Source organism: Ruegeria aquimaris, assembly GCF_025751555.1.
GTDB classification, from domain to species: Bacteria; Pseudomonadota; Alphaproteobacteria; order Rhodobacterales; family Rhodobacteraceae; genus Ruegeria_B; species Ruegeria_B aquimaris.
Window position 1 is genome coordinate 1 of record NZ_JAOWLB010000048.1, and the last position, 5924, is coordinate 5924.

Sequence of the window (5924 nt, forward strand, 5' to 3'; positions counted from 1 at the left end):
TGGTTGCGGGAGCAGGATTTGAACCTGCGACCTTCAGGTTATGAGCCTGACGAGCTACCTGGCTGCTCCATCCCGCGACACTTTTGTGGGCCTACGGCCTATACGGCGACTTGAGGCCTGGTAGTGTTTTTTAACCGTTTAGAGAGAAGTTGAGTATTTGTTAGGTTTGGCGGTGACCTACTCTCCCGGGGCTTGAGCCCGAGTACCATTGGCGCGGAGGCACTTAACTTCCGGGTTCGGGAAGGGACCGGGTGTATTGCGCTCGCTATGACCACCAAACCGAAGAAATACTCACGTCGCGTATCCGCCTTTGGCGGATCGCGACGGGTGGGGGTAAACGGTTTGCGCAGCAAACTGTGGCCCCACTCGGTTTTATCAATCATGTGCAATCCGGTTCTGGATTGTCACGGTGTTGTCCATGTCTTGTTTGGTGCTTTTGGTTCTTGATGATCAGTCTTTCTGTTACTGGATCGGATCAAGCCTATCGGGCGATTAGTACCGGTCAACTGAACGCATTGCTGCGCTTACATCTCCGGCCTATTGACGTGGTGGTCTTCCACGGCCCTCAGGGATACCTTGTTTTGAGGGGGGCTTCCCGCTTAGATGCCTTCAGCGGTTATCCTGTCCGGACATAGCTACCCTGCACTGCCGTTGGCACGACAACAGGTCCACCAGTGGTCCGTTCACCCCGGTCCTCTCGTACTAGGGGCAACTCCTCTCAAGTATCCTACACCCACGGCAGATAGGGACCGAACTGTCTCACGACGTTCTAAACCCAGCTCACGTACCTCTTTAAACGGCGAACAGCCGTACCCTTGGGACCTGCTCCAGCCCCAGGATGAGATGAGCCGACATCGAGGTGCCAAACACTGCCGTCGATATGGACTCTTGGGCAGTATCAGCCTGTTATCCCCGGCGTACCTTTTATCCGTTGAGCGATGGCCCTCCCACTTGGGACCACCGGATCACTATGACCGACTTTCGTCTCTGCTCGACTTGTCAGTCTTGCAGTCAGGCTGGCTTCTGCCATTGCACTCAACGAGCGATTTCCGACCGCTCTGAGCCAACCTTCGCGCGCCTCCGTTACGCTTTAGGAGGCGACCGCCCCAGTCAAACTACCCGCCACGCAGGGTCCCGGATCCGGATAACGGACCGCGGTTAGACATCAAGAGTGCGAAGGGTGGTATCTCAAGGTTGGCTCCACGGGAACTGGCGTTCCTGCTTCAAAGCCTACCACCTATCCTGCACATCACAATCCTGATGCCAGTGCGAAGCTGTAGTAAAGGTGCACGGGGTCTTTCCGTCTAACCGCGGGAAGCCTGCATCTTGACAGGCAATTCAATTTCGCTGAGTCGATGTTGGAGACAGCGGGGAAGTCGTTACGCCATTCGTGCAGGTCGGAACTTACCCGACAAGGAATTTCGCTACCTTAGGACCGTTATAGTTACGGCCGCCGTTTACCTGGGCTTCAATTCGGAGCTTGCACCCCTCCTTTTAACCTTCAGGCACCGGGCAGGCGTCAGACCCTATACGTCGTCTTGCGACTTCGCAGAGCCCTGTGTTTTTAATAAACAGTCGCCACCCCCTGGTTTGTGCCCCCGGATCCAAGTTGCCTTGAACCCGGGCCTCCTTCTCGCGAACTTACGGAGGTATTTTGCCGAGTTCCTTCAACATCGTTCTCTCAAGCGCCTTGGTATTCTCTACCAGTCCACCTGTGTCGGTTTAGGGTACGGTCTGATGGAGGGCTATTTCCAGGAACCACTCAGCAGCCCAACCAATCCGATAAGGCTGAACTACATCCGTGATCCGTCACATCCTCCTGGCCTAGGAATATTAACCTAGTTCCCATCGCCTACGCCTTTCGGCCTCGGCTTAGGGGCCGGCTTACCCTGCTCAGATTAGCTTTAAGCAGGAACCCTTGGACTTTCGGCGAGAGTGTCTCTCACACTCTTTGTCGCTACTCATGTCATCATTCTCGCTAGTGATCTCTCCACGGGATCGCTCACGCGCCCGCTTCATCGAAAGGTTCGTGATCCTCCAAGGTGCCCCGAAGGACACTAAAGAGGATAGAACCTATGTCACACTACGCTCCGCTACCATGCCTTGCGGCATCCTCAGCTTCGGCTCATGGCTTGAGCCCCGTTACATCTTCGCCGCAGGACGTCTTGATTAGACCAGTGAGCTGTTACGCTATCTTTAAAGGATGGCTGCTTCTAAGCCAACCTCCTGGTTGTTTTGGACATCCCACCTGCTTTCCCACTTAGCCATGAATTGGGGGCCTTAGCTGGAGGTCAGGGTTGTTTCCCTCTTCACTACGGACGTTAGCATCCGCAGTGTGTCTGCCATCTAGTACTCCCGGGTATTCGGAGTTTGGTTAGGATCAGTAAGCCTGTGGGGCCCCATTACCCATCCAGTGCTCTACCCCCCGGGGTATTCGGATGACGCTCTACCTAAATAGATTTCGCGGAGAACCAGCTATCTCCGAGTTTGATTGGCCTTTCACCCCTAGGCACAACTCATCCCGACCTTTTTCAACAGGTGTGGGTTCGGACCTCCAGTGCGTGTTACCGCACCTTCATCCTGGTCATGCCTAGATCACTCGGTTTCGGGTCTGATCCCACGAACTCGACGCCCTATTAAGACTCGCTTTCGCTGCGCCTACACCTAACGGCTTAAGCTTGCTCGTGAGACCAAGTCGATGACCCATTATACAAAAGGTACGCGGTCAGGCCGCAAGGGCCCTCCCACTGCTTGTAGGCGCTCGGTTTCAGGTACTGTTTCACTCCCCTCGTCGGGGTGCTTTTCACCTTTCCCTCACGGTACTGGTTCGCTATCGGTCAGCAAGGAGTACTTAGCCTTCGAAGGTGGTCCTCCGATCTTCAGACAGGATTTCACGTGTCCCGCCCTACTTAATACGTCCCATCGAACTTCGAATACGGGGCTGTCACCCGCTATGGCCATGCTTCCCAACATGTTCTTCTCATTCTCAAGGCTCGGCTGGTCCCCGTTCGCTCGCCACTACTAGGGGAGTATCAATTGATTTCCTTTCCTCCGGGTACTTAGATGTTTCAGTTCCCCGGGTTTGCTCTTAAAACCCTATGTATTCAGGTCTTAAGTACCTGATTATGAACCCTATTGATTAGCAGAGCTAACAATAGAGAACATTCAGGTGGGTTGCCCCATTCGGAGATCCTGGGATCAAAGCCTATTCTCGGCTCCCCCAAGCTTATCGCAGAGTATCACGTCCTTCATCGCCTCTTGCTGCCAAGGCATCCACCAAACGCCCTTCTCGCGCTTGATTCGATCCAGAAAAAGAAAGACTGAACTTTCACGGCCCGGGCTGGTTCGACCAGGCCTTCTTCTGAACCAAAAGCCACTTTTCCCGCTCAGCCCGTCAGGGCTGAACATATTGGTGCGTATCCTCGCGGACCGCACCGGGTTAGTGTACTTGACTTGGACAACTTCTGTTCGTTTCAACAGGGATACGTCAGACCGGGTCGGCTAGACCCAATCCACGCCTTCTGCCAAGCGGCAGAACCTGCTGAGATCTGCACCTCACGCGGTGCGATCAAACAGAGTTGATTGATTTCTCTCTAAACGATGTCAACGCTTCCGTAGAAGCACAGTCCGATTGGACGGCCAAACACTCAAACAGTGCTTGGCGGTCAAATCGAGGAATTTTGCATCACACCCCTCCGGGGTGATGGTGGAGCCTAGGAGGATCGAACTCCTGACCTCCTGAATGCAAATCAGGCGCTCTCCCAGCTGAGCTAAGGCCCCGGTTTTGTTTTGCTCCGCAAAACACAACCAGTGTGCGGCAGGCGCTTTTGCTTGCAAAAGCTGCCGGGAGCAGCACCCAGTGAAGTTTGGAAGCCGAACGGTGTCGCTCTCATTGCTTTTGTGACCAAAAGCAACTGCCGCGACAACGCCTTTTTGCCCCTGGCAAAAAGGCTTGGTGGGTCGAGGAGGACTTGAACCTCCGACCTCACGCTTATCAGGCGTGCGCTCTAACCACCTGAGCTACCGACCCAGCTGATTTTGCTTTGCAAAATCGGCGTCGCCCGGCAGGCGATCTGCAAAGCAAATCTGCCGAGAGGGCCAGCTTGCCTGAAGCAAAACCGATGTTGCATGAGCAGGCGCTCACGCGGTTGTCTGAAGAGATATGAGGACGGTCCGGTCCGGAGTTTGACCAACTTTGTTTGTTGATCTTCTGCTAAGTGATGCACGATCAAGGGCAAGCCCTGTGATGCTAGCATCATCCTTAGAAAGGAGGTGATCCAGCCGCAGGTTCCCCTACGGCTACCTTGTTACGACTTCACCCCAGTCGCTGAGCCTACCGTGGCCAGCTGCCTCCTCGAAAGGTTGGCGCACCGTCTTCGGGTAGACCCAACTCCCATGGTGTGACGGGCGGTGTGTACAAGGCCCGGGAACGTATTCACCGCGTCATGCTGTTACGCGATTACTAGCGATTCCGACTTCATGCCGTCGAGTTGCAGACGACAATCCGAACTGAGATAGCTTTTTGGGATTAACCCATTGTCACTACCATTGTAGCACGTGTGTAGCCCAACCCGTAAGGGCCATGAGGACTTGACGTCATCCACACCTTCCTCCCGCTTATCACGGGCAGTTCCCCTAGAGTGCCCAACTGAATGCTGGCAACTAAGGGTGTGGGTTGCGCTCGTTGCCGGACTTAACCGAACATCTCACGACACGAGCTGACGACAGCCATGCAGCACCTGTCACTCGGTCACCGAAGTGAAAGACCCATCTCTGGGACGGTCCGAGGATGTCAAGGGTTGGTAAGGTTCTGCGCGTTGCTTCGAATTAAACCACATGCTCCACCGCTTGTGCGGGCCCCCGTCAATTCCTTTGAGTTTTAACCTTGCGGCCGTACTCCCCAGGCGGAATGCTTAATCCGTTAGGTGTGTCACCGAGCAGCATGCTACCCGACGACTGGCATTCATCGTTTACGGTGTGGACTACCAGGGTATCTAATCCTGTTTGCTCCCCACACTTTCGCACCTCAGCGTCAGTATCGAGCCAGTGAGCCGCCTTCGCCACTGGTGTTCCTCCGAATATCTACGAATTTCACCTCTACACTCGGAATTCCACTCACCTCTCTCGAACTCAAGACTGGGAGTTTTGGAGGCAGTTCCAGGGTTGAGCCCTGGGATTTCACCCCCAACTTTCCAATCCGCCTACGCGCGCTTTACGCCCAGTAATTCCGAACAACGCTAACCCCCTCCGTATTACCGCGGCTGCTGGCACGGAGTTAGCCGGGGTTTCTTTACCTGCTACCGTCATTATCTTCACAGGCGAAAGAGCTTTACGACCCTAAGGCCTTCTTCACTCACGCGGCATGGCTGGATCAGGGTTGCCCCCATTGTCCAAGATTCCCCACTGCTGCCTCCCGTAGGAGTCTGGGCCGTGTCTCAGTCCCAGTGTTGCTGATCATCCTCTAAAACCAGCTATAGATCGTAGGCTTGGTAGGCCATTACCCCACCAACTACCTAATCTAACGCGGGCCGATCCTTTGGCGATAAATCTTTCCCCCGAAGGGCTCATAGGGTATTACTCACCGTTTCCAGTGGCTATTCCCTACCAAAGGGTACGTTCCCACGCGTTACTAACCCGTCCGCCGCTCACCCCGAAGGGCGCGCTCGACTTGCATGTGTTAGGCCTGCCGCCAGCGTTCGTTCTGAGCCAGGATCAAACTCTCAAGTTAAAATGCCGTTACCGGCATTCCATGACAGTCGAACCTCTGCACATCCTTGGTTGTGCTACCGCCTATTCGGCTACTTGAGCACGGTTAAGCGACACCCTCGGCCGGCTAGCCAAGAGTACAACCAAGAGTCATCTGTCTGATGTACATCGTTCCAAAAGAAACGTTGCACGCTCAAACAGTGAAGCTGACACTCCAT

Annotated in this window: 3 tRNA genes and 3 rRNA genes; all 6 read right to left on the reverse strand. The window is 54.6% G+C overall.

Annotated elements, in window-relative coordinates:
• The 6 genes from OE747_RS24350 to OE747_RS24375 all read right to left on the reverse strand — a co-directional run bounded on the left by OE747_RS24350 (position 1) and on the right by OE747_RS24375 (position 5728).
• Positions 1-77, reverse strand: a tRNA-Met gene (locus OE747_RS24350).
• A gap of 87 nt (positions 78-164) precedes the next feature.
• Positions 165-279, reverse strand: a 5S ribosomal RNA gene (gene rrf / locus OE747_RS24355).
• A gap of 192 nt (positions 280-471) precedes the next feature.
• Positions 472-3301 (reverse strand): 23S ribosomal RNA (locus tag OE747_RS24360).
• Positions 3302-3704: 403 nt separating this feature from the next.
• Positions 3705-3780, reverse strand: a tRNA-Ala gene (locus OE747_RS24365).
• A 173-nt stretch (positions 3781-3953) separates the two neighbouring features.
• Positions 3954-4030: transfer RNA gene (locus OE747_RS24370), tRNA-Ile, on the reverse strand.
• A 235-nt stretch (positions 4031-4265) separates the two neighbouring features.
• Positions 4266-5728: ribosomal RNA gene (locus OE747_RS24375) — 16S ribosomal RNA — on the reverse strand.
• Together the 16S, 23S and 5S rRNA genes with 3 tRNA genes alongside form the textbook arrangement of a ribosomal RNA operon.
• Positions 5729-5924 lie beyond the last annotated feature (196 nt).